Source organism: Flavobacterium endophyticum, from assembly GCF_003634455.1.
Taxonomy (GTDB): Bacteria; Bacteroidota; Bacteroidia; order Flavobacteriales; family Flavobacteriaceae; genus Flavobacterium; species Flavobacterium endophyticum.
In genome coordinates, this window is sequence record NZ_RBLC01000005.1 from 219084 (window position 1) to 241850 (window position 22767).

18 protein-coding genes are annotated in these 22767 nt (G+C 39.3%); 11 read left to right on the top strand and 7 right to left on the bottom strand.

Annotated elements, in window-relative coordinates; translation table 11 throughout:
• Window positions 1-41: 41 nt before the first annotated feature.
• On the bottom strand, window positions 42-479 hold the full coding sequence (locus CLV94_RS15490; RefSeq protein ID WP_121377422.1) for a hypothetical protein: 438 nt from the start codon (window positions 477-479) through the stop codon (window positions 42-44).
• Between the two features lie 188 nt (window positions 480-667).
• Window positions 668-1381, bottom strand: coding sequence for a LexA family transcriptional regulator (locus tag CLV94_RS15495; protein ID WP_121377423.1), 714 nt, complete (start codon window positions 1379-1381; stop codon window positions 668-670).
• Window positions 1382-1790: 409 nt separating this feature from the next.
• Between CLV94_RS15495 and CLV94_RS15500 the strand changes: the two genes are divergently transcribed.
• From CLV94_RS15500 to CLV94_RS15530, 6 genes are all read left to right on the top strand, one after another.
• Window positions 1791-8816, top strand: a complete 7026-nt coding sequence (locus CLV94_RS15500) for an Ig-like domain-containing protein (protein ID WP_121377424.1) — start codon at window positions 1791-1793, stop codon at window positions 8814-8816.
• Between the two features lie 37 nt (window positions 8817-8853).
• On the top strand, window positions 8854-9780 hold the full coding sequence (locus CLV94_RS15505) for a PorP/SprF family type IX secretion system membrane protein (RefSeq protein WP_121377425.1): 927 nt from the start codon (window positions 8854-8856) through the stop codon (window positions 9778-9780).
• A gap of 11 nt (window positions 9781-9791) precedes the next feature.
• A complete protein-coding gene (locus tag CLV94_RS15510) occupies window positions 9792-11726 on the top strand; it encodes an OmpA family protein (protein WP_121377426.1) in 1935 nt (644 codons plus the stop codon).
• Window positions 11727-11876: 150 nt separating this feature from the next.
• On the top strand, window positions 11877-12074 hold the full coding sequence (locus CLV94_RS15515) for a hypothetical protein (RefSeq protein WP_121377427.1): 198 nt from the start codon (window positions 11877-11879) through the stop codon (window positions 12072-12074).
• Window positions 12075-12420: 346 nt separating this feature from the next.
• Complete coding sequence (locus CLV94_RS15525) at window positions 12421-13275, top strand: SDR family oxidoreductase (RefSeq protein ID WP_121377485.1); 855 nt, start codon at window positions 12421-12423, stop codon at window positions 13273-13275.
• A 90-nt stretch (window positions 13276-13365) separates the two neighbouring features.
• Complete coding sequence (locus CLV94_RS15530; protein ID WP_121377429.1) at window positions 13366-13617, top strand: hypothetical protein; 252 nt, start codon at window positions 13366-13368, stop codon at window positions 13615-13617.
• A 79-nt stretch (window positions 13618-13696) separates the two neighbouring features.
• Here CLV94_RS15530 and CLV94_RS15535 read toward each other — a convergent pair whose 3' ends face one another.
• Entirely contained in the window at window positions 13697-14008 is a 312-nt protein-coding gene (locus tag CLV94_RS15535; protein WP_147406646.1) for a hypothetical protein, read from the bottom strand.
• A gap of 480 nt (window positions 14009-14488) precedes the next feature.
• Here CLV94_RS15535 and CLV94_RS15540 point away from each other — a divergent pair, with 480 nt between their 5' ends.
• The 5 genes from CLV94_RS15540 (at window position 14489) to CLV94_RS15560 (ending at window position 20712) form a co-directional block, all read left to right on the top strand.
• Window positions 14489-15046: a helix-turn-helix domain-containing protein gene (locus tag CLV94_RS15540; protein WP_121377431.1), complete on the top strand. Its 558-nt coding sequence runs from the start codon at window positions 14489-14491 to the stop codon at window positions 15044-15046.
• 45 nt (window positions 15047-15091) lie between these two features.
• Complete coding sequence (locus CLV94_RS15545) at window positions 15092-15544, top strand: response regulator (RefSeq protein ID WP_245982612.1); 453 nt, start codon at window positions 15092-15094, stop codon at window positions 15542-15544.
• A gap of 18 nt (window positions 15545-15562) precedes the next feature.
• A complete protein-coding gene (locus CLV94_RS15550; protein ID WP_121377432.1) occupies window positions 15563-17344 on the top strand; it encodes an ATP-binding protein in 1782 nt (593 codons plus the stop codon).
• A 151-nt stretch (window positions 17345-17495) separates the two neighbouring features.
• Complete coding sequence (locus CLV94_RS15555) at window positions 17496-19874, top strand: TonB-dependent receptor (protein ID WP_121377433.1); 2379 nt, start codon at window positions 17496-17498, stop codon at window positions 19872-19874.
• Window positions 19875-19890: 16 nt separating this feature from the next.
• Window positions 19891-20712, top strand: a complete 822-nt coding sequence (locus tag CLV94_RS15560; RefSeq protein ID WP_121377434.1) for a DUF4249 domain-containing protein — start codon at window positions 19891-19893, stop codon at window positions 20710-20712.
• Here CLV94_RS15560 and CLV94_RS15565 read toward each other — a convergent pair whose 3' ends face one another.
• From CLV94_RS15565 to CLV94_RS15580, 4 genes are read right to left on the bottom strand one after another with little or no spacing between them, the layout of a single operon-like run.
• Window positions 20713-21099 (bottom strand): rhodanese-like domain-containing protein, encoded by a 387-nt coding sequence (locus CLV94_RS15565; RefSeq protein WP_121377435.1) that lies wholly within the window; start codon window positions 21097-21099, stop codon window positions 20713-20715.
• 56 nt (window positions 21100-21155) lie between these two features.
• The gene (locus CLV94_RS15570) at window positions 21156-21470 is read right to left on the bottom strand and encodes a rhodanese-like domain-containing protein (protein ID WP_121377436.1); all 315 of its coding nucleotides are present in this window, start codon (window positions 21468-21470) and stop codon (window positions 21156-21158) included.
• A gap of 20 nt (window positions 21471-21490) precedes the next feature.
• On the bottom strand, window positions 21491-22108 hold the full coding sequence (locus CLV94_RS15575) for a thioredoxin family protein (protein ID WP_121377437.1): 618 nt from the start codon (window positions 22106-22108) through the stop codon (window positions 21491-21493).
• A 23-nt stretch (window positions 22109-22131) separates the two neighbouring features.
• On the bottom strand, window positions 22132-22665 hold the full coding sequence (locus CLV94_RS15580) for a TlpA disulfide reductase family protein (protein ID WP_121377438.1): 534 nt from the start codon (window positions 22663-22665) through the stop codon (window positions 22132-22134).
• Window positions 22666-22767: the final 102 nt, after the last annotated feature.

Here is a 22767-nt window from a genome sequence, read left to right on the forward strand (position 1 = left end):
TGGTTTGAGTGTCATTTGTCAAAATTGCGGAATAAAGAATCTCATTCTGTCTTTTTATTGCCTACTATCAGCATATAGATATCATGCTTTAAAAAAAGCGTCAGAAAGTCCCTTCCTGAATTCCAAGTCATGAAAATTTTTGACTTTTCTTCTTTTACGGAATTGTGCAGTTCTTCGTAACTGTGTTCGGACTGCAGGCTCGGATGGAATGAAGACATATCGCTGATGGTTTCTTCAAACTTGAGGTTGTTTTCGGAAAGTAATCGTCTTACTTCCTTGAAGGCCGTAATAAATCCGTTAATGTCACGCTCGAAGTTAATGATATAGATGTTTTCTTCTTCCGGATGGGTATACCATTTATAATAGGACATGTCCTTTTCTTCTATGGGTGACGGATAGATAGCAATAGGAGTCTTTCCAAAAGTTTGCGAAAAACTTTTGGAGCAAAAAAGGAGTAGTAAGAAACAAAGTAATTTCATAATTCCTATTGCTTATAGGACACAAAATTATTTATATCTAATTCTAAAATCGTTACATAATTTTAAGGTAATTTTATTTATTAGGTCAGCTTTGCAGAAATTCAGCTACCTATGCAACCAAACAGGCAGAACACTTATCATCCAAGTACTCTGCCAATCAGTTGCTAATCTTATATTTTAAAAAAGTATTATTTGACTTTAGTGTCGTCTAGGAACTTGTTTATCCTTTTGATGCTTTCGTTCATAAACTTGAACTTATTTGCATTATTCACATCATAAGACAACACACCTCTAACTACCCAGGCTTCTGCGATTTCGACAACGCTTAATTTGACGCTGCTGTAAAAATCATTTTCATTGCTCAGCACAAAAATATGATCATCATAAATGCTTTTGGCCACACGGTTAATAAACAGTCCTTTTTCTCGGCTGATTACAACGATTATAGAGTCGTTTTCAATTCTATCAACATCGATTCTTTCACAAATCACGAATGAGTTTTCATCTATGACTGGAAACATGTTATTGCTTACCACTTGAAACACTCTGGAGTCTTCTTCTATAATAAAAGGAAAACTGTATTTCGGGAGAATATCGAGTAAAGAGACCACATCGTTTCCTTTTGCATATTGAAATTGTACTTCGCGAGAAATAAGAGGAGTGTGATTAGTAAAAGAACCAGCTTTTTTCTTGTTTAAGAATATCTCGTTCAGGTCGAGTTCGTATAACTCGCAAATTGTGATTATCGAATCAAAATCTACGCTATTCCTTTTTTTCCATGTAGAAATGGTATTCGGCTTAATATTCAAAAATTCAGATAATTCGATATCTGTCTTGATTTTCAGCGCTTTCTTCAATCTTTCGATAACGCTAATCGCGTTTTGTGATTTATTTTCTTGCATATTCGCAAAATGTATTGTAACTTTATCATAAGATAAAATTAAATTATGAATTCCGTTAAAAATCCACTTTATGAAATTGACTGCACAATCTATTCATAAAGCATTTTTTTAAAAAATATTCACAAGGACTCGTGGTATTTTTTAAACACCAAGCATAAAGTCATATCACAGGATGAATCTATGAGGGCGCGCTTTTGGAAATTTGGGGATGAATTATTACGTTTTAAAGATTAATAACAATTCGAAAACAAATATATACTTTTTCTAAAAATACCACTCAAAACATATTATAAATTATTCATAATTACTCATTTACAATAAAAATGTAAGAAAAACTTTAAGAAAACTATTAATTTCCCGTTAAAAACAAAGGTTCCCAAAATCTATCTATTAACTAAATGCTTTGCTTATGAAAATTAATTTTACTTTTCTAGGGGCGTATTATTTTCGATACTTTCCTATTTTTCTCTTACTGCTCTTTTACCATAATCCTCTCAGTGCGCAATCCACTAGAGTTTATGCTAGAGCAGTTTCAAGCGAAAACAACACTGATCTTTCCTCTAATGCAGTTGACGGAAACCTCGCTACTAAAGCGGCCGTCAGAGCTAGTTCAGGACTAGCCTTAGGGATTGGAGCCTATTCTGGCTATATCGAACTAGAGTATCCGGCGCCTTTGCCTGCGAATACTACTTCTTATGTAAAAATACAAACAGACGAGAATCTCCTTCCGGCATTGCTGGGCGGAAGTCTTGGAAACTTACTTTCTAACGTATTAGGTGCTGTATTGATAGGAAATCAAGAATTTACGGTCCAGGCAAAAAACGGAAATAGCATAATTCTCCAGGGTGACAGCCAAGACATTGGTGAATTTGCCACAGAAAGGCTCCGAATCGTGACAGACGAGACAGGTGCCTTTTTTATTGCCATCACTCCGTCTCAGCCTTATAATAGAATCCGACTCAGAAACAGGATTGGCAGCTTGCTAGGCCTGTTCAACACTAAAGAACTTGGCGTCTATGATGCATTTTATATTTCTGACGAAGACAATTGTGGCTATGCTTCTTACACTTCCTATAGCGGAGAAGGTATCAGCCTTGATTTATTAAATCTGGGTGGTGCCGGCGTGACTAATCCGCAAAACGTATTAGATTCTAATCCAAATAGTTTTTCTAAATTAAGTCTCGGAATCTTGGGAGTAGCAGCTTCAATCGAGCAGACCATTTATTTTGACGGCCTTTCCGAGACGACAGATGAATTTGACATCAGACTGAAAGTAGACCCCTCCTTATTAGCTTTAGGTGTCGCGAACAATATCCAAATCATTGCTTACAACGGTCCTGCAATCGTAGATTCGCGGTCATTGAACTCACTGCTCAATCTTGACCTTCTGACGCTACTGCAAGGAAATCAAATCGCTTCCATCCCTTTTGCCCCAAATGCACCTGCCGATAGAATTACGATTCGCTATTCTTCCTTGCTCAACCTGCAGTTGACACAGAGCCTTGACTTATACGATATTGTTCGCGTTCCTAAACTGCCTACCATCACTGACCCATTTACCTTGAACGCGATAATATGCTCAGGAACTACGGCTTCTCTAATTGCAACTACAGCGCCTGGAAATGAAATCAGATGGTACAATACTGCTCAAGGCGGTGTTGCTTTAGGGACAGTCGCATCTGGTGTTCCATTTCAAACTACACAACTAAACAGTGATACTGTATTTTATGTCGCTGCCGCAAAAATCGGATGTACGGAAGAATCGCGAAGAGTCGCGGTTCCTGTTAAGGTGATAACCGTTCCGACTGCTGCCGACATCAATATTCCCGACACGCTCACTGCCTGTCAAGGAAACATAACGCTTTCGCCTACGACAAGCTTGGGAGGCGCTCTTATTCGATACTATACCGACCAGAATAAGACGCAGGAAATCACGACTGGGTATACCGGTGATGCAGGAGTAACGTATGTAAAAGATCCGGTTACCGGAGCGCTTACTATTAGCGGACTAAATGCTACCGATTCGCCTTACTCCTATTTTATATCTTTAACTTCCGGCGGACTCTGCGAAAATGCGGCTAACACCCTTAAAGAAGTTACTGTAAATTTCTCTACCGTACTTTCGCTGCAAGTACAATCTGCCATCTCAGGATGCGGTTCTGTTAATCTAGCTGATGCGATACTGAATCTCAGTCCAAGCAACACTTATATTTTCTTTGATGCTTCCAACACTCCTATTACGCCGGAAGCAGCATCCAATATAACCTCTAGCGGTACCTTTTATATCCAAGCACAGAGTGCGAATACTTCTTGTTCTTCGGATGTGCTTCCAGTTGTAGTTACAGTAAACCCACAGCCAAGTCTTGCCATTGCAAATACGGCTCTGGTTACCCAAATTGGAAATACAGTTACTCTAAATGCTATTTCTACAGGAACTATCACATGGTATACTGCAACAGGAACTGCGCTTCCTTCTAATATTGCAGGTCCGTTCGCAACTGCTGGAATATATACTTTTACCGTGATAGCCGTAGATGGAACATGTTCTAGAAGCGGAAGTGTAACGATAACCGTACTCGATCCTGCTGAATGTCCTCCGCTGACAGAAAGGAATTATGCCGATTCTCAGCGCTGGAATACCATACTCACGGGCGGTGTAATCAATGCAGGAAGTGCCGCAGATGGAAATCCTCAGACGTTTTCTACTATTACAACAGGAATAGGACTTTTGGGCATAGGAACCACTTCACAGATTTTAGAGTGGAATGAAACTATTCCAGCCGGAACTGCTGTTACCTTAAAATTAGGCTCTGAATATAGCGGACTCACTCTTGTAGGCGGCTTTTCTGTCGTAGGTACAAAAAGAAATGGTTCGGGAGTTCCAGTAGATGTAGGTACGCTACAGCCGGTTTCGGGTTCGCTTCTTAATTTATTATCAGGGCAAAACAACTTTGAATACACTTTCGTCCCGTCAAACAATACAGGCCCTCAAGCTTATGACGGCGTAAGAATAGAAATTACTTCGCTTGTAAGTGTTGCCCAAAGTGCCAAAGTCTATGAAGCGTATTACAAGAATCCGGTTACTCAAGTTGCTTGCGAAGCTGGCGATGCCGAAGATGTTCTTTTTGGAGCTATTGATTTAGGAGTTGGCGCAGCGACAGCATTAGTTGGCGTGGGTACACCTCGTAATGCCATAGACAACAGCGAGACTTCTTTTGCAACCATGTTCAGCGGTGCCGGAATTTTAGCGGCAGCCGAGCTTACGGCAGTTTTCAGGACTCCTTCAATTGTAGGAGATACTTTAAAGATAAGAATTTCAAGACCAAGCACGTTATTGACGCTCAATCTTCTTGCTGGACTTAACATACAGCCTATGTTAAACGATGCTTTGTCTGGTGCGCCAATCGACAATTCAAGCGTCTTATTAAATTTACAGCTGTTACCTGGCGACCAAGAAGCCATTCTTACCATCGTTCCTCAAGAATCTTTTGACCGAATCAGGATACGATTTGGAGGTGTTGCCAATGTCTTAGACCAATTAAGAATTCACAATATTGAAAGAGTTGCCAATACTAAGATTGAGGGCGCCGATATCAATAATGCTATTGAAGCTTGTCAAGGAGAAACGATTACACTAGAAGCCGATTCCATAGCCTGTACGTCTTTTATATGGTACGATGCCAGAGTCGGAGGCAATATTGTCTCGACAGGAAATTCATTTACAATTCCTGATGGATTGCCAGCCGGACAACATGTCTATTACATCCAGCCTGTTCGATTTGGATGTGAGTTTATGTCACGAGGCAGAGTAAGCGTAACGGTTACAGAAACAGCACCAGAAGACGCAATAGCCTCGGTTCAAATCAACGGAGGCAATACGACTTCTTTCTGTTCGACTACAGGAAACGTAGTATTGGATGCCGTATTGAATACGACACTAACCATTACTAATCCTATTTTCTACTGGTACAGCCTTAGCGGTACGACGCAAACATTGATTCCGTCAGAAACTGATTCAAGCCTTTCATTGACAGGGCTTGCGCCTGGAACGTATACCTATTTCGTAGGCATCAGTTCCGATGAATACTGCCAGACTGCTTTAGCAGATAGAACGCAAGTAACTTTTACTATCTTGCCACCTTCAACTGCTGGAGATGTATCGATTGACGATAAGACCGTCTGTCTAAATAGCACTGTCACGCTTACGCCTACAAGCACGCTGGCAAATCCGCAGTTCACTTATTATTTCACGAACGATACGACACAGCCTATCACAAATGGTACGATTGGTGGTATCACGTATGCGCTCGGAACTGGCGGAACGCTTTCTATAACAGGCCTGCTTACAGCCGGAAGTCCATTTACCTATTATGTTGCAGTAACCAGCGATACGACTTGTCTGAACACAGCAGGAAATCTTCAAGCAGTTACAGTGACTGTTGGAAACCCTCCTGCCCCAACAACAGGAGATCCGACTCAGAATTTCTGTAGCACAAACGATCCAACAGTAGCCGACTTGCAGGTAAATGAACCAAATGTTGTCTTTTATAACTTACCGATAGGCGGAGTTCCGCTACCAACAACGACTCCGTTGGCTCCAGGAATCTATTATGCCGCACAGATTGACGGCGATTGCGAAAGCGATCTGAGATTGGCCATTACTGTTACGATCGGAAATCCTCCGACACCGACAACAGCCGAACCTATCCAAAACTTTTGTCAGCTGGCCAATCCAACAGTGGCATCTATCCAAGTAAATGAGGACAATGTTGTATTTTACGATGCGTTGGTAGGCGGCAATCAGCTGGCTCCAACGACTCCGCTAACTCCTGGAATTTATTTCGCTACCATCTTAGACGGAACTTGCGAAAGTGAAATCAGATTGGCAATTACAGTGACAATAACCGATCCGGGAACACCGACAACAGATACGCCTACGCAAAATTTCTGCCAAGGCGATAATCCGACTGTAGCTGATTTGGACGTTAATCAAACCAATGTAATTTTCTATAGCGCGCCAACTGGCGGCACGCCATTAGCATTAACAGATGCTTTGACAAGCGGAACTTATTATGCCAGCTTATTAGACCCGACAGGATGCGAAAGCGTAATACGTCTTGAAATTACAGTCAACATTACCATAATCGGAATACCGACAACTAATGACAATACGCAAGATTTCTGTCTGGAAGATAATCCGACGGTAGCAAGCATTCAGACCAATGAAACGAATGTAATTTTCTTCAATGCTCCAACCGGAGGAAGTCAATATGCTCCAACAGCGGCCTTGACTAGCGGAATTTACTATGCCGCGCTAACAGATGGTATCTGCCAAAGCGAAACACGATTAGCAATAACCGTTACTGTGGCAAATCCTGCTACGCCAACGACAAAAAATACGACACAGAATTTCTGTTTGGCGAACAATCCGACAATTGGAGATTTAGACATCAACGAGTCGAATGTTGTATTTTATGATGTAGCTACAGGTGGCACTCCATTGGCTACGACCGCTCCGTTGACTGCTGGAATTTATTATGTAGCGCTTCAAGTAGGCGACTGCGAAAGTGCTGTAAGACTTGCAATCACGGTAACGATAAGCAATCCTGCAACGCCGACAACAAATGATAATACGCAGGAATTCTGCCGATCTGAAAATCCTACAGTTGCTGATTTACAAGTAAACGAACCGAATGTTGTGTTCTATAACCTGCCTTCAGGAGGAACTGCTTTAGCTCTGACAGATGCCTTGACCAACGGAACGTATTATGCGAGTTTATTGGATGCGACAGGATGCGAAAGCGTAACGCGCCTTGAAATTGCAGTAACAATAACTGTAGTCGGAATTCCGACAACGGACAGTACGACGCAGAATTTCTGCCAAGCTAATAATCCGACAGTCGGAAACATACAAGTCAATGAAGCTGGTGTCATATTTTATGATGCACCGACAGGAGGCAATCTGGTACCAACTACTACGGTATTGACATCTGGAGTTTATTATGCTTCTATCCAAAATGGAATCTGCGAAAGTGAAGCTAGGCTTGCCATTACAGTAACCATAACGAATCCTTCTACTCCAACGACAAACAATGCATCGCAAAGTTTCTGTCTGTCTGATGCGCCAACTGTAGCAAGTATCCAAGTCAACGGAACGAGCATCGCTTTTTATGATGCATCAACTGGAGGCAACCTTTTAGCTCCAACAACCGCACTGACTAATGGAATTTATTATGCAGTCACTGTAGACGGCATCTGCCAAAGCATTAACAGGCTTGCGATTACGGTTACAGTAAACAATCCAAATACGCCGACGACAAACGATCCTACTCAGGAATTCTGTCAAGCAGACGGACCGACGGTAGCCGACCTTCAGGTAAATGAAACCAACGTCGTGTTCTACAACACGCCAAACGGAGGAAATGCTTTAGTCTCAACAACGCCGTTAGTAGCAGGCATTTATTATGTTGCTTTAAGCGATGGAACTTGCCAAAGTGCCACAAGGCTAGCGATTACGGTTCAATTCTTGACCGACGGCTTAGCGGTAATTACTGGCGGAGGCAACGAGGCTTGTTATTCTGAAGCTGTAACTTACACTACTGCACCAGGAATGTCAGACTATATTTGGGATGCTACCGGCGGTACTATTACAGCCGGCGGCCAGACCACAGATAATTTTGCTACCGTAACCTGGAATAGCGTAGGAACAGGAACCATAAGCGTTACTTTCACGAATACTACAGGCTGTTCAAGCGATAATTTTGCTACGCGAGATATTACTATCGGAGTCTGCTCAGACATTACGATCAGCAAGACAGCAAGCAATCTTAGACCGAGCATAGACGAAAATATAGTATTCACGATTACCGTAACCAATAGTGGACTAAGCCATTTTACCGATTTAATAATCAACGAGCCATTGCAAAGCGGTTTCCAATACATAAGCTCAAACGCTTCATTTGGAACTTATTCTAACACTTCGGGAGTTTGGACTATTCCTAACCTAGGAACTGGACAAACAGCTACGTTGCAGATTACGGTAAAAGTGCTATCGACAGGAAATTATGAAAATACGGTTACTATAGCCTCTTCGAATCCTTCAGATTCTGATCTAAGCAATAACGTAGCACGACTTTCTATTGAGCCTATATGTCTGGTTGTATACAATGAGTTCAGTCCGAATAATGACGGTGATAACGATTTATTCCGAATTGACTGCATTGAGAATTATCCAAACAACACATTGCAGATTCACAACCGCTATGGTGTTGAAGTTTATAAGACAAGAGCCTACCAAAATACTTGGGACGGAACTGCGAATGTCAACTCTCCTATCAATGAAGACAAAAAACTTCCGACCGGAACGTACTACTATATTCTTGATTTAGGTGATGGAACTGGAACAAAAAGCGGATGGCTTTATTTAATCCGCTAATTCCAAAGGATAATTTCAATTTAAAAACAGCAAGAGTATGAAAATCACTATATACAAAATCAGCATAGCATTTCTTTTTATCTTGATTTCGATAAAAACCAATGCGCAACAAGACCCGGGATATACGCAATATATGTATAATCCCCTGACAGTAAATCCAGGTTATGCAGGATCAACAGGAACGCTCGAAGCGGTCCTGTTGCATCGCTCGCAATGGGTCGGAATAGACGGAGCTCCGTCGACACAAGCTTTTACGCTTCACAGTCCGCTAGCAAACGACAGGATTGGTTTGGGATTTACAGCCGTAAACGACAACCTAGGTCCTTCTAACGAAATTTACCTTGACGGAAATTTCTCTTACACGCTAATGTTTAGCTACAAAACCAAACTAGCTTTTGGAGTAAAAGCCGGAGCCAGAGTCTTGAACGTCGATTGGTCGAAAGGAAGATTTTATGACGGTTCTGATGCCATGCTAAATACGAACATCAATAACAAAATAACGCCTTCTATTGGAGCCGGAGCTTATTTGTATTCTGACAATTGGTATGTCGGAGCTTCCGTTCCAAGCTTTATCAAAGGTGATTATTATGATGACATTCAAGAATCCGTGCAGATCGAAAGGCTTCACTACTATCTTATCGGGGGCTATGTTTTTAATTTTTCAGACAATTTCAAGTTCAAGCCGGCTGTTTTAGCTCGAGGAGTGAGCGGAGCGCCTATTTCTGTAGACGTTTCGGCCAATTTCCTTATCCAAGAGAAATTTACTCTGGGTGCTGGATACCGCTGGGATGATTCCGTTAGTGCTTTGGCTGGGTTTCAGATTTCGAAAGATTTCTTCGTAGGATATTCGTATGATTATACCACGACCGACCTGAACAAATACAATGATGGTTCTCACGAGATCATCCTGCGCTATCAATTGTCTAGAAAAACAAGTCAAATCAAATCGCAACGATTCTTCTAAAAAACAAGCTCATGAAAAATATATACATACTATTCCTGTGCCTTAGCATCGCATCTGTTAGCGCACAAAGTAATTTAAAGAAGGCCAACAAGTTATTCAAGGAGTTTTCTTATGTAGATGCTTCAAAGGCTTATGAAGAATATCTGGAGAAAGAAAAATCGCCTTCAACGCAGACACTCAAAAATGCCGGAGATTCATTCTACTACATCGACGATAAGCGAAATGCGCTCAAATGGTACCAAAAACTATATGATATCCAAGGCACGAGCATTCCGGACGATTATTTTATCAGGTATATAGAATCCTTAAAAGGCGTGTTAGATTATGACAAGGCAGATAAAATCACCAAAGAATATCTTGCCAGCAAGGGCGACCAAAAAAGGATTGCCAATTATACAAGGCTAAAAAAACAGATGGACAGCTTGTCTAAAGAAAAGCCTTTGTATACGATCCGCAATTTAGAAATCAATACCGACAAGTCTGATTTCGGACCGGCTTTTTACGGCGACAAAGTAGTCTATTCTTCAAGCAAGGACACTACAAAATTCAAGGAAAAGCTTTATAACTGGAACAGGCAGCCTTTCTTAAATCTCTACGTAGCAGAAAGGAATACCGCCAATGGAAGCTTGTTTAACGAGACTGTTTTTCTTCCGAATGCCATGACCAAATATCACGAAGCTACGGTTGCTTTTACGCCAGACCTGCAGACTGTTTACTATTCGACCAATATTGTCCGCAAAAAGAAACTCGTTAACGACGAGGAAGGCACCAACAATTTCAAGATCGTAAAAGGCACTATTGCCGATGGAAAGCTGACCAAACCTCAAGATATTTTCTTCAACAACAAGAAATATTCTGCAGGACATCCAGCTTTGAGCGAAGACGGGAAATGGCTGTTCTTTGCTTCGGATATGCCCGGAGGATACGGAGGTTCCGACTTGTATGTCTGCCAAATTGCAGAAGATGGCACTATAGGCCCGCCAAAAAATCTAGGTCCTGAAATAAATACCGCAGGTAACGACATGTTTCCTTCGTTTTCGAACGGCACGCTGTATTTTGCTTCAGATGGGCACTTTGGCTGGGGAGGCCTTGATATCTATGAAAGCAAATTCAAACAAGATGCAACTTTTTCTGAGCCTAAAAACTTAGGAGCGCCGATAAACAGCAACAAAGATGATTTTGCGTATATCGTAGACCCGAAAGATACTTACGGCTACTTTTCTTCCAACCGCGCACAAGGCAAAGGCGACGACGACCTTTATTATTTTACCAAAGAAAAAGCTCCTTGCAATCAGTGGGTTTCTGGCAAAGTGACCAATTCGAAAAGCAAGCTGCCTATTGCAGAAGCAACGGTAATTGTTGCCGATATGTTTGGCGATAAAATCTCTGAAGTAGCTACTAATACTTTCGGAACGTATAGAATTAGCGTTCCGTGCGGCATGAAAGTCAAAGTTTCTGCTACAAAACCTGGCCATAGCACAGACGAAAAAGGGCTGGAAAGCAAAAAAGTCAACGGAGCCGAAATCAAAGACGTGGATTTTGAGTTGAGCAAATACGAGGATTTAGTTGTTATTGATGGCGATAAAGAAAAAATCGACATCAATCCAATCTTCTTCGATTATGACAAGTCAGACATCACGCCACAAGCAGCTACAGAATTAGACAAAGTAGTTTTTGCGATGTCTAAGTTTCCGAACATCAAGATCAAGATTGAGTCTCATACCGATTCAAGAGGAAAAGATGCTTACAACATGAAGCTTTCAGACAGCAGAGCAAAATCAACAAGAACTTATATTTTGTCAAAAGGAATCGATCCATCGCGTATCGAAAGTGCCATCGGGTATGGCGAGAGCCGCTTGACAAACAAATGCAAAAACGGAATAAAATGTACCGAAGCTGAACATCTGGCCAACAGGCGTTCCGACTTTATCGTTATTGAAAAGTAGATTTTTGGGGATTTTGATTGCGTTAGGACTGCCGTAAAAAAGCAGTCCTTTTTGCGTTAAAACACATCATATAACTTTTTCTATTAATTGTGTAAGAGGTTTTTGTCTTAAAATGGAGAAATTTGAATATAGTAACCTAAAAAATAAAGTATGAAAAGTATAGCCAGTAAATTATTCTTCGCGGCAGCCATTGTTATGATGAGTATGACTATCTCCTGCAAAGAAAAACCGACAGAAACAAATGTTGATGTAGATATTGTCGACACCACCAATGTAGAACCAGCCACCACGCCTGCTCCAGACACTATGGCCGTTCCTACAGATACGACAAAAACGCCTACGCCATAATACGTCAAAAACATTTCAAAGGAATCTAGACATGGAAGAGAATCATAATAAAAACAACCGTAATCTAAATCTTGGGTCGGAAAACTCGATAGATCTGAAATCCACACTGCCTGATTGGCTAATGGGATTTTTCAGTCCGTCCATGATATGTGCAGTTGCAGATATTAATGACGACCTATTGGAGGGATATCCGACTGATGATGATTTTTGATCGCAAACCTACTAGGTAATTGGGTGAGGGCCCAATTATTTAATTTTGGGGATTATTTATTCAGGAATCCCTGCTACTAAAGAGCAGGGATTCCTTTTTTACTTCTGTTTTTTTAAAAACGAAAATCTCTTTGACATGAAAAAGCCAGACTCTTTTCCCGCTCAGCAGCAATCCCAACCCGGAAAAGAATATAAAATGGTTCCGGAGCCCGAAATTATCCGCAAGGACTATACTGGAAGCAACAAGCTAAAAGGAAAAACGGCATTGATTACCGGCGGCGATAGCGGCATAGGAAGAAGCGTAGCTGTTCACTTTGCCAGAGAAGGAGCCAATATCGCTATTGCTTATTATAACGAAACCAAAGATGCCGAAGACACCAAAAAAATGATTCTTGAAGAAGGACAAGAGTGCCTGCTACTAAAAGGCGATCTTAAAAAAGAAGCTTTTTGCAGAAACATTGTCAAGAAAACTATAACAAAATTTGGCTCTTTGAATATTTTGGTCAACAATGCCGCTGTTCAATTTCCAGAAAAAGAAATCCAGAAAATAGACAAAAAACAGATTCTAGAAACTTTCGAGACAAATATATTTCCTTTTTTTTATGTTTCAATCGAAGCGATGAAGCACATGAAAAAAGGCGACACCATCATTAATACCACCTCTGTAACAGCCTATCGCGGAAGCGTGCACCTTTTAGATTATTCGAGTACCAAAGGCTCTATTGTTTCCTTCACGCGTTCTGCCTCGAATATGCTCGCAGAGAAAGGCATTCGTGTCAACGGAGTAGCTCCTGGACCCATATGGACGCCTTTGATTCCTTCGAGTTTTGATGGGAAAGAAGTCAAGAAATTTGGCAAAGATACCCCAATGGGCAGAGCGGGACAACCAAGCGAAGTCGCGCCAGCTTATGTTTTTTTGGCCAGCCAAGATGCAAGTTATATGACCGGCCAAATATTACATATTAACGGCGGAGAAATTGTCGGAGGCTAAAAATCTCAAATTTTATAAAATCATTAATACATAACCGTTTTTAAAATCGTAAATTTAAGTATCAAAAAAACAACTAATACATTTAACACAATGAAAACCAAAAACTTAATATTAGGAATCGCCGCTGGATTTGCTGCCGTAGCAGTAGCCAGAATGATCATGAAAAAAACTGGGCACTGGGATGCAATGTGCGACAAGGCATCGGACATGGAAGACAAACTATTCCACAAAGGCTACAGAAAAAGAGAAAGAGAATCGTTGAGTACTCTTCCGAAAGGAGAAGAAAAAACAGTAAACAAAAAACATTACGAAGCTTCAAAGCTAAAAAATGCAGTATTATAAAAAGCATCCAGCTTAGAAAATAAAAAAACGGCTTATGCTATGGTTATAAGCCGTTTTGCATTTAGTATACTTGCATAAACTAAACAGTATCTTGATATTTTGGTTCTTCTTTGAAATGATTATGCTGTTTCAGCCTAATGATACGCTTGTGTTTCGCCGCAAGCTTTTTTTGTGAAAAATTGCTGTATAAAAACACATTCACCTTCCGCCTTCCACGAATGAACAGCGGCAAATTAATCATAATCCCAACGACACATATCGACATCAAGATTAACAACAGGCTCATATATATAATATAGTTCAGCTCAAAAGAGCTTCTAAAATCGACCGCAAAGAAATAGGCGGCAATTGCGAAAACAAAAATCGATAAGAATAAGGATGCTATTTTCATGATTTTGTGTTTTAATTGAACTAATAAATCAGGCATGTACATTTTACCTTAGTTATCAAAGTTATAATTTTGTTAACAAAAATTTTTACATAATTTTAAGAAATAGTTATATGAATGAAAACAGAAATTTCACTTCATTTTACAATAAGAGTAGAAATTATGTAAATTAAAATATTAATAATGTAACTATTTACGTATTAACAAAACTGAGATTTGTAAACCAAACTAAACCAATTTATTAAAAAATAAAATAAAATTAACGTAAAAACCTATCAATTGATTAAAACGGGAGAAAATGCTATGAATCTCAATTTATAAAAAATGGAATGCTTTATAAAGCATTCCATTTTTATATCGTTAAGTAGCTGACTCCTAACTAAAAACTATATGCAATTAAAAATTCATGTGAATAGTCGGTGAGAAACGATAGGACTTAGAACATTTTTTAATAAATTTATTGTCCTAATCTGCGACACGAATATGAAACTATACATCAAATATGATATTAACCAGGCTTGCAGGGTAATTTTGCAAGAACAACTTGAAAAATTTGGCATTCAATACCAGCTTTTAGACTTAGGCGAGATCGAATTCAAGGAAGCAATTCCTGAAGAAATCTATTCCCAGCTGAGAGAGGCCCTAAAAAAATACGGTATCGAAATGCTCGATAACCAAAAAAGCCAGCTCATCCAAAAAATAAAAGACACTATAGTAGAAATGGTATATGAAAAAGACAAGCTCCCTACCTCGACCATTTCATCTTATCTTTCGGATAAACTCAATCTTAGCTACGGCTATATTTCGAATATATTTTCTGAGCATACCTATACCTCAATAGAGAATTATATAATCATGCAGAAAATAGAGCGAGCCAAAAAGCTAATTATAGAAGACGGACTCACATTGACAGAAGTTTCTTATAAATTGAATTACAGCAGCGTAGCTCATTTATCCGGACAATTCAAAAAAACAACAGGGCTTACGCCTTCGATGTTTAAAAGGATTGTCGATAAAAGGCGTAACATGACTAAGGAATAAAGAAATTAAACGCTATATTTGAGATATCAAAAAAAAACCTAAACCATGATTAAGGATAAGTCTCCGATAAATATTATGCTTGCAGATGATGATGAAGATGATCGCAATTTTTTTAATGATGCAATAAAAGAATTAAAAATCAACAACAATCTGACCGTTTTCAAAAACGGAAGAGAATTGATGGATTACCTGGAGCATCCGAATACGATTCTGCCCCATATTTTATTCTTAGATTTAAACATGCCAAGCAAAAATGGGAATGAATGCCTTAAAGAAATTAGGCAGAATTCTAAATTCAAGGATATATCCATAGCCATCTATTCTACCTCATCGGCAGAAAAAGATATTGAAGAAACGTTTGTAGGCGGTGCCAATATCTACATCAAAAAACCTAATGATTTTACGAATTTAAAAAAAGTGCTTAAAGAAGTCGTCAATATAAATTGGCAATTCCATACTTCTGGATTAAACAAAGACACTTTCTTTTTCAGCATATAAAGGCGAAAACTAAAGGATATGAAATTAAAGGAATTACTTACCCCTACACTTGTTTACAGAACAGCTCTAGGGGTATCTTTTATTTTGGTGATAAGCGTCGCTATCGTTTTTCATATCCAGATGAAAAGCTTGAACCAATCTGTAGATTTGATTTCGGATTCTAATAAGAAACAATTTGAGCTCGAAAAAATCATCACCGAAATTATCCAAAGGGAAAGCGGGATCCGAAGCTATATCATTACCAAAGATTCCCTTTTTTATGAAAACAATCTGCAACTTAAACGAAAACTCTTCAACGGTCTTTCCCAGCTAAAAAGTGGTTATTCAAGTAGCGAAGATATCCAGAATATCGAAAACCTGAGCAAGGATATCCAAAAAAGGCTAGCGCTTTTTGAAGAAGTCTTGGCCATTTCCAATTCAAAACGTACCGACCCTGCCCTACTGCATGCCAAATTAATTGAAGGAAACATGCAGACAAAAGCTATTCAACAAAAAATATACAAGCTTATTGATAAGGAAGTTACAAAGTTAAAGTTGCACAACATCAATCATCGTTATGATATAGAAACGTCTACAATCACAGCTTTTTCGCTCACAATCATAACTTTGGTCGTATTGTTATTTTCCCTCAACAAGATAAACCTTGATTTCGTAAAAGTAAGGAAGCTGAACGAAGAGTTGAAATTTGTCAACCAAGTTTCTGATAATGCTGAAAAAGTAGCAGGAATAAGCCATTGGAAAATAAACATCAAGACAGGCAAGTTTTTTTATTCCGATAATTTCTTTCGGATATTAGGACTCAAGCCACATGCTTTTGAACAAAATCTAGACAACTTTACTCCTTTTATCCACCCAGATGACGTAGAAGATGCGGTAAGACAGCATGAAGAGTCAATGCGAAATCATACGCCAACATCAATGATCTATAGGATTGTGCGCCAAGACGGTGAAATAAGATACATCAACTCAACAGGAGATTTTACGCATAACAGCAAAGGAGAGCTTGTCAAGATTGGCGTCAGCAATGATATTACCGAAGAATACACGAACAAGCTGGCATTGGAAGAAAAAAACAGGACGCTGATTGCTATGAATGCTGAATTAGAATCGTTCAACCAGATTGTGAGCCATGACTTGCAGGAACCGCTCCGGAAAATACAAATGTTTATTTCCAGGATTGAAGATTCTGATTTTGAAACCATTTCAGAAAAAGGAAGGGATTATTTCTCAAAAATCAAAAATGCTGCGAATAGGATGCAAAACCTGATGATGGATTTGGTCGACTATTCAAAAACCATAAAAGACGACAAAGTTTTTGTAAAGACCAACCTTAACAAGCTTCTCGAAGATGTGGTTCATGAACTTGCCTTAAATATCGAAGAAAAAAATGCAGTAATCGAAATTGGCAACTTGCCGAAACTAAATACAATTCCGTTCCAAATACACCAACTATTCGTTAATCTTATTTCTAATTCACTGAAATACAGCAAAGAAACCACACCTCCGATCATTAAGATCAAAGCGGTAAAAATCAAAAACGGAGAGAAAATCAATGATATCGAGCTTTCCGATAAAAAATATTACAAGATAACGGTAACCGATAACGGAATAGGATTCAAGCAAGAATTCTCTGAAAAGATCTTTATGCTCTTCAAGCGACTCGAAACAGACATTGATTATTCCGGAACCGGGATAGGGCTCGCCATCTGCAAAAAGATTATCGAAAACCATAATGGATTTATCAAAGCCGAAGGCAAGCCTGATATCGGTTCTGTTTTTATCCTCTATCTCCCTAAATAAAGATTTCTTAAAGTTAAATAATGTAACATTCCGATTTGTTTGTCGTCCTACGTTCTGAAACGTTAAAATATGTTTTTGTAAAATAATTCTTAAACATAGACGTTTTCTAGAAAGTGAATTTTCTCACAGAACAATAACAATCAAATCAATCATGAATCAAAAAACGAACGTTCCTTTATTAATCCTGCTCTTCCTCATCGGAAGCTGGGCAAAAGCCCAAGACAAAGTCACCATAAGCGGTACGATTGTCAACTCCCAGAGCAATGAAACCCTGATCGGGGTCAACATCTTCATCCCTGAGCTACAATCGGGGACAACCACAAACGAATACGGCTTCTTCTCCCTCTCTGTCCCAAAAGGCGATTACACCCTTCAAATCAGCTACATGGGATTCCAGACTTCTGAAGAAAAAATATCGTTGCAGCAAAATCTTCGGAAAAACATCAGCCTGGAAAGTACTACCCAGAATCTTGATGAAATCGTAATTACCGAAAGAAAAAATATTGCCAATATCAAAAAACCTGAAATGAGCGTGAACAAGCTCTCCATTCAGGAAATTAAAAAAATGCCTGCAGTATTAGGAGAAACCGACATCCTAAAATCAATCCTTCAACTGCCTGGAGTTACGAATGCAGGCGAAGGTTCATCAGGATTTAATGTACGAGGCGGAGCAGCCGACCAGAATCTTATCCTTCTTGACGAAGCCCTGATTTATAATTCATCGCACTTATTCGGATTCTTTTCTGTTTTTAATTCAGATGCCATCAAAGATCTGAAACTATACAAAGGCGGAATTCCTTCCCGTTTCGGAGGCCGTGTTTCTTCCGTATTGGATATCTACCAGAAAGAAGGAAACAGTAATGAATTTCACATGAATGGTGGTATCGGACTGATTTCCAGCCGACTTTTAGCAGAAGGGCCTATCGAGAAAGGAAAAGGTTCCTTTCTTGTAGCAGGAAGAAGCTCGTATGCACATTTGTTTTTAAAGCTTACAGATAATAACAACAGCGCCTATTTTTATGACCTAAATACTAAATTGAGCTACAAGCTGAATGACAACAACAGCCTCTTTTTATCCGGATATTTCGGAAGAGACGTTTTCGATATCAACGATCAGTTCAATAATGTGTATGGAAATGCCGTATTGAACTTGAGATGGAACCATCTTTTTTCGGATAAGCTATTCTCCAACATGTCTATGATCTACAGCGATTATTACTATGGACTTAAGCTCGATTTCGTCGGATTGAACTGGGATTCTGGAATCAAGAATTACAACTTCAAATATGATTTCAAGCATTACATAAGCGAAAAGCTAAAAATGACCTATGGTCTAAATGCTGTCTATTATGATTTCAATCCTGGAACTATTTCGCCTACAGGCCCATCTTCAGGAATCAACCACGACCAATTGGACAAAAAATACGCTCTAGAACCTGCACTTTATATCGACGCAGAGCAGGAAGTGACAGAAAAACTTAGTGTCAATTATGGTCTTCGTTATAGTATGTTCTATCGCCTTGGACAGCAAGACATGAATATCTATGCCAACAATGAAGCCGTGACTTTCAACCAAGAACTTCAGATTTACGAAAAAGGAAAACCAATCGGAACCGAGCATTTTGGCAGTGGCAAGACAATCGCCTCTTTCGACAATCTTGAGCCTCGCCTTGCCGTATCTTATCAGTTAAGCGATAATCAGTCCATCAAAGCAAGCTACAACCGAATGAGCCAGTACATCCACTTGATTTCGAATACCTCTTCTCCTACTCCTTTGGACGTTTGGGCGCCTAGCGACAAATTCATCAAGCCGCAGCTTTTGGATCAGGTAGCTTTAGGATATTTCAGAAATTTCCACAACGACGATTATACTTTGGAAACTGAAATCTATTACAAAAAAGTAAAAAACAGAATCGATTATATCGACGGAGCCGACCTTATTGCCAATGAAGCTATCGAACAAGTAGTCTTGAACGGAAAGTCCAGATCGTATGGTTTGGAAGTATTATTACGAAAAAATTCAGGCAAATTAAACGGCTGGATTTCTTATACTTTGTCTCGTTCCGAACAGCAGACACCGGGAAGAACGGCTGCAGAAACAGGAATCAACAACGGAAAATGGTACAGCACTGGCTATGATAAAACACACAATTTGGCTATTACCGCATCTTATAGCTTAAACGACAAATGGTCTTTCGGAAGTACATTTGCATTGCAATCAGGACAGCCAGTTACTTATCCGAACGGTCAGTATGAATATGGGGGCATCATTGTTCCGAGTTATGGGGCGCGAAATGACGACCGTCTTCCAGCCTATCATCACTTAGATGTTTCGGCAACTTATGTTCCAAAACCAGATAAGAAAAAAGGCTGGCAAGGCGAATGGGTTTTCAGCATCTACAACTTATACAACCGCATGAATTCTGCTTCGATGACCTTTAGGCAGAATGAAGATACTGGAAGAAATGAAGCCGTAAGACTTTCGATCTTCGGAATCATTCCAAGCGTAACCTACAATTTCAAATTCTAATCAGACAAACGATATCATGAAAAATATAAAATATATAGCCATTCTTTTCTTATCAATACTTTGCTTCAGCTGTGAAGAAGTAGTTGATGTCGATCTAAACACGACGCCACCAAGACTTGTTATCGATGCTTCGATTGACTGGATCAAAGGAACCGACGGAGCTTCGCAGAAAATCAAACTGACAACTACGACTGGGTATTTTCAAAGCGTCATTCCTGTAGTTTCTAATGCCACGGTTTTTGTTACGAACAGCAGCAATACGGTCTTTACTTTTACAGAAACTCCCGGAACTGGAGAATATTTCTGTACCGATTTTCAGCCAGTGATAGGAGAAACCTATGTCTTGACCGTAGTCCGTGATGGACAAACCTATACAGCAACAGAAAAGATGATGGCTGTTCCTGAAATTACAAGGACAGAACAGAATAACGAAGGCGGATTTTCAGGCGATGATACCGAAGTTAAGTTCTTCTATAACGATAATGGCAATGAAGACAATTTCTACCTGAGCAAATTTGTGACAGGCCGACTTCCTTACCCTGACTATGATGTCCTAGACGACAAATTCTTTCAAGGCAATGAAATGTTTGGCGTTTTCACGCACGAAGATTTTGTAACTGGCGACGAACTCAACATTTCTCTATTGGGAATTTCAGAGCGCTACTATAACTATATGTATATCTTGATCGGTATTTCCGAAGGCGGTGGCGGCGGTCCATTCCAGACAACGCCAGCGAACGTAAGAGGAAATATCATCAATCAGACCAACAGTAGCAATTACGCTTTAGGATATTTTAGAGTATCGGAAAGAGTCGATATGACCTATACGATAGAATAATTATTGTTCTAAAGGCTTGCCACTTTCTGTCCAAGAATCGGTGCCGCCTTTAAGCTCTATAATGTTTTGAAAACCTTGAGCCTGCATTATTTCAACTGCCTCAGCGCTTCTCCCGCCTGCTTTGCAGTAGATATAAACAGGCTTGGTTTTATCAAGCTTATTGATTCGGTCAACGAAATCTTGGTCATAAAGATGGATGTTTTCAGCTCCTTTCAGATGGCCTTGCTTGTATTCTTTCGGAGTTCTGACATCGACCAATTGCACAGCAGCGGCTTCAGTTTTTTTAGCAAAAACTTCAGGAGAAACCAATTCAGGAGATTTGCTCTGCGATTGGCAGGAAGCAAAACTTATCAGGAGTAACAATAAAGAAAATAATCTAGTCTTCATATCTTAGAAATTTAAGGCCTAAAAGTAATAAAAAAAGGAGCGATACGCTCCTTTTTTTATTCTGGTAATTCAACAGGTCCGTCCCATTCAGACATTCCGCCTATAAGATTATAAGTCGTATCAAAACCAAGCTGGCCCATTACGTCGCAGGCCTTTGCACTTCGCATTCCTGCCTGGCAATACACATAATAGTTCTTGGTCTTGTCTAGTTCTTCTACTTCATAGATAAACCCTTGGCCTTTATAAATATCAATGTTTTTGGCTCCGGGAATCATTCCTCGATTGTATTCGTCTTCGGTTCTTACGTCTAAAATTACAGCATTTTCATCTTCCTGTAATTGGGACCACCATTGTTCTTGTGATATATTCATTATTTTTTTCTGTAAAAGTATTATGCTTTGATGGAACATCCAATAGCTTTGGTCTCTTTAACTACTACTTCTTTGTTTTTCAAAAGAGCATCCACTGCTTTTTCTACATATTTTTCCTTAACTGCTTTTTCATCTCCATAATTATCATCAATAGCACCGATATATTTCACCTGGTTTCCTTTTGCTGTTTTCTGCAAGATATACACATGTGGTGTTTTTGTAGCTCCATATTGAGGATAGATTTTTTGTCCTTCATCTAATAAATACGGGAAAGTAAATCCTTTTTCTTTTGCTTTAACTTTCATCAGATCAAAACTGTCATCCTTTTGTTTTTCAGGATTGTTCGGATTGATCGCAATTACAGGATAGCCTAGTTTTTTATATTTCTTATCTAAAGCTACGATTCGATCCTCATATGCTTGAGCATACGGACAGTGATTGCAGGTAAAAATCACGATAAAGCCTTTGGCATCTTTGAAATCTTTCAAGGAAACTTTTTTATTGTCGATGTTCTTCAAGCTGAAATCTGTTGCAATATCGCCTACTTTATAACCAGCAGCGGCATCCATATTTTTATACGTAAAAGCGCTTGCAAGCCCTGCAAGCAATACAAAAGCAAAAATTTTAATTGTTTTCATAGTATGATGTTTATAGTTTGATTTTAGTTTTGGAATTGTTTTACCTCATTCTCAAGTTCTTCAAATGAAAAGCTCTTTTCATAAAAACGGCGCTTATCACCTTTATAGATAATTGTCGCCGGAATCGCGCCGCTCCATGTAGAATCCACTTTGTTAATCCATGTATTAGCATCTGGATCATTAAGCAATAGCACTTCTGACTTAAGATTATGTTCTTTGACAAAAGGCAGTAACTTGGTCTCTGCCATTTTCGGAAAATCGATGCTTACCAAAAGTACTTTTACCTTTTTGTCTTTGTATTCTGCATTCAGCTTTTCAAAATTGGGAAGTTCTTCTACACAGGGAACACACCAAGTCGCCCAAAAATTAACCACATAAGTAGTGTCATTATCCTTTTTCAGATAGGGCTCAAGGCCTAAAAAATTATACGAATCGATAGAAATACCGTCTTTTGAATAAGTTTTTAATGGTTTTGGATTAGAAATTGCTTCCTTTTTCTCCTCAGATTTGCAAGAAACAAGCAGAAAAACGATACCAATGGCAATAATTTTCTTCATTTATAAAAAATTTATTTTGTCTTTAAACCCAATAAAAATAAGCATTCTACGTACCGACATCATTTATTTAACAAAAATTTAATCCACATTTGTATATACAAT

Bases quoted from the DNA above. Each gene is read 5' to 3' on its own strand.
- CLV94_RS15555 (WP_121377433.1), top strand. From the start codon at position 17,496: ATGAATCAAAAAACGAACGTTCCTTTATTAATCCTGCTCTTCCTCATC.
- CLV94_RS15580 (WP_121377438.1), bottom strand. From the start codon at position 22,665: ATGAAGAAAATTATTGCCATTGGTATCGTTTTTCTGCTTGTTTCTTGC.
- CLV94_RS15560 (WP_121377434.1), top strand. From the start codon at position 19,891: ATGAAAAATATAAAATATATAGCCATTCTTTTCTTATCAATACTTTGC.
- CLV94_RS15575 (WP_121377437.1), bottom strand. From the start codon at position 22,108: ATGAAAACAATTAAAATTTTTGCTTTTGTATTGCTTGCAGGGCTTGCA.
- CLV94_RS15505 (WP_121377425.1), top strand. From the start codon at position 8,854: ATGAAAATCACTATATACAAAATCAGCATAGCATTTCTTTTTATCTTG.
- CLV94_RS15530 (WP_121377429.1), top strand. From the start codon at position 13,366: ATGAAAACCAAAAACTTAATATTAGGAATCGCCGCTGGATTTGCTGCC.
- CLV94_RS15550 (WP_121377432.1), top strand. From the start codon at position 15,563: ATGAAATTAAAGGAATTACTTACCCCTACACTTGTTTACAGAACAGCT.
- CLV94_RS15535 (WP_147406646.1), bottom strand. From the start codon at position 14,008: ATGAAAATAGCATCCTTATTCTTATCGATTTTTGTTTTCGCAATTGCC.
- CLV94_RS15545 (WP_245982612.1), top strand. From the start codon at position 15,092: ATGATTAAGGATAAGTCTCCGATAAATATTATGCTTGCAGATGATGAT.
- CLV94_RS15565 (WP_121377435.1), bottom strand. From the start codon at position 21,099: ATGAAGACTAGATTATTTTCTTTATTGTTACTCCTGATAAGTTTTGCT.
- CLV94_RS15525 (WP_121377485.1), top strand. From the start codon at position 12,421: ATGAAAAAGCCAGACTCTTTTCCCGCTCAGCAGCAATCCCAACCCGGA.
- CLV94_RS15570 (WP_121377436.1), bottom strand. From the start codon at position 21,470: ATGAATATATCACAAGAACAATGGTGGTCCCAATTACAGGAAGATGAA.
- CLV94_RS15510 (WP_121377426.1), top strand. From the start codon at position 9,792: ATGAAAAATATATACATACTATTCCTGTGCCTTAGCATCGCATCTGTT.
- CLV94_RS15495 (WP_121377423.1), bottom strand. From the start codon at position 1,381: ATGCAAGAAAATAAATCACAAAACGCGATTAGCGTTATCGAAAGATTG.
- CLV94_RS15500 (WP_121377424.1), top strand. From the start codon at position 1,791: ATGAAAATTAATTTTACTTTTCTAGGGGCGTATTATTTTCGATACTTT.
- CLV94_RS15490 (WP_121377422.1), bottom strand. From the start codon at position 479: ATGAAATTACTTTGTTTCTTACTACTCCTTTTTTGCTCCAAAAGTTTT.
- CLV94_RS15540 (WP_121377431.1), top strand. From the start codon at position 14,489: ATGAAACTATACATCAAATATGATATTAACCAGGCTTGCAGGGTAATT.
- CLV94_RS15515 (WP_121377427.1), top strand. From the start codon at position 11,877: ATGAAAAGTATAGCCAGTAAATTATTCTTCGCGGCAGCCATTGTTATG.